The sequence below is a fragment of the Leucobacter sp. M11 genome, assembly GCF_035726885.1.
Taxonomy (GTDB): domain Bacteria; phylum Actinomycetota; class Actinomycetes; order Actinomycetales; family Microbacteriaceae; genus JAPFRB01.
Genome location: NZ_JAPFRB010000001.1, coordinates 565,865 through 567,384, shown reverse-complemented (window position 1 = coordinate 567,384; position 1,520 = coordinate 565,865). Strand labels below are relative to the sequence as shown.

The window sequence follows — 1,520 nt, the reverse complement described above, 5'->3', positions numbered from 1 at the left end:
GATCCCAGCGCGAGGCTGCCCTCCGCGCCGATCAGGCGCACCGTGCTCGGGTCCAGGCGCTCGGCAATCACCACCAGCGCGCCGCCAAGCACGTGCTCGGCCGGGAGATGCTCAGCGACGCGGGCGGGGGCGTCCACCCCGTTCTGCGTGGTGAGGACTCGCCCGGTTGGGGTGAGGCTGCCGGGCAGTTCGGCAGCGGCCGCGGAGACCTGCCAGGCCTTCGTCGCGAGGATGACGAGGTCGAAGGCCGCCACGAACTCCCTCGTGTCGAGCGCGGTGACCACCCGAGGAGCGGTGATGGGCTCGGCGCGGCCCGACGCGCTCACGAGCGTGAGCGGGGCCGCTCCCAGGGCCCCGGCCGTGCGCTCCCGCCCGCGGAGCACCACCTCGTGCCCGGCGCCGAGGAGCCGGTGGCTCAGATACAGACCGACCCCGCCGGCCCCGATGATCGCAATTCGCATGTCACCCTCGATTCGTTGGCGCGTCCCCGCCCACCCCCTGCTGATCGCGCGTGTGTCGGGGCAGACACTACCAGGGGAGCCCCGTTCCGATGAGGGCCGTGCTGCGCCGCCGCCCACCCGTCGCGGGCGACGTCGGCGGGGCACGGTACCGTTGCAGACAGCGCGGAACGGCCGCGCGGGTGAAGGGGTCAGCCATGTTCCTGCGCGAGGGAGTGCTCGTCACGAGCGCGAGCGATCTGAGCGCCGCGAGCGCCTGCGAGTTCGCCGCGCTGCGCCGCTTCGATCAGCGTCTTGGCCGCGACCTCGTCGTGCCCGCCGACGACGACCCCACGAAGGAGCGTGCCGCGCGCCTCGGCGACGCGCACGAGGAGCGGGTGCTCGCCGGGTACCGAGAACGCTTCGGCGCGGGCGTCGTCGAGATCGAGCGCCCCCGCTCGATGAGCCTGGCCGACCTCCGCGAGCGCGCCCGCGAGACGGAGGCGGCCTTCCGCACGGGAGCGGCCCTCGTCTTCCAGGCCACGTTCTTCCAGGAGCCGGAGCCGGATGCGGCGCTGCCCATCGCGTTCCTCGGCTTCGCCGACTTCATCGCCCGGGTGCCGGGTGCGGGCGAGCCCGCCTACGAGGTGCAGGACTCGAAGCTCTCCCGCCGCGCCCGGGTGCCCGCGCTCATGCAGCTGGCCGCCTACGCGGAGCAGCTGCGGCTGATCGATGTCGACGTCGCCCCCGCGGCCCGGCTCCTGCTCGGCGACGGCAGCGACTCCGAGCACCGCCTCGCCGACATCGAACCCGTGTTCCTGGCCCGCCGCGCCCGCCTGCACCGGCTGCTCCGGGAGCGCTGGGCGGCAACCGGGGCCGACGGGCGAACCGAGACGGCCGCGCCCGTCTCCTGGGGAGCCGAGGGCATCACTGCCTGCGGGCGGTGCGAGGTCTGCGCCCCCGAGATCACGGCGCAGCGCGACCTCCTCCTCGTCGCGGGGCTCAGCCTGATCCAGCGCGACCGGCTCCGTGCCGCTGGCATCGCCACGATCGACGCCCTCGCGCACCGGGACCCCGCCTCCC

At 74.7% G+C, this 1,520-nt stretch carries 1 protein-coding gene and 1 pseudogene; one reads left to right on the top strand and one right to left on the bottom strand.

The window, feature by feature from the left end; all coding sequences use genetic code 11:
- On the bottom strand, positions 1-461 hold a 461-nt coding region (locus OOT08_RS02900; protein ID WP_325091041.1), incomplete at its 3' end, for a ketopantoate reductase family protein.
- A 194-nt stretch (positions 462-655) separates the two neighbouring features.
- Between OOT08_RS02900 and OOT08_RS02895 the strand changes: the two are divergent.
- Positions 656-1,520: pseudogene (locus tag OOT08_RS02895) on the top strand (DNA helicase); the annotation flags it as partial.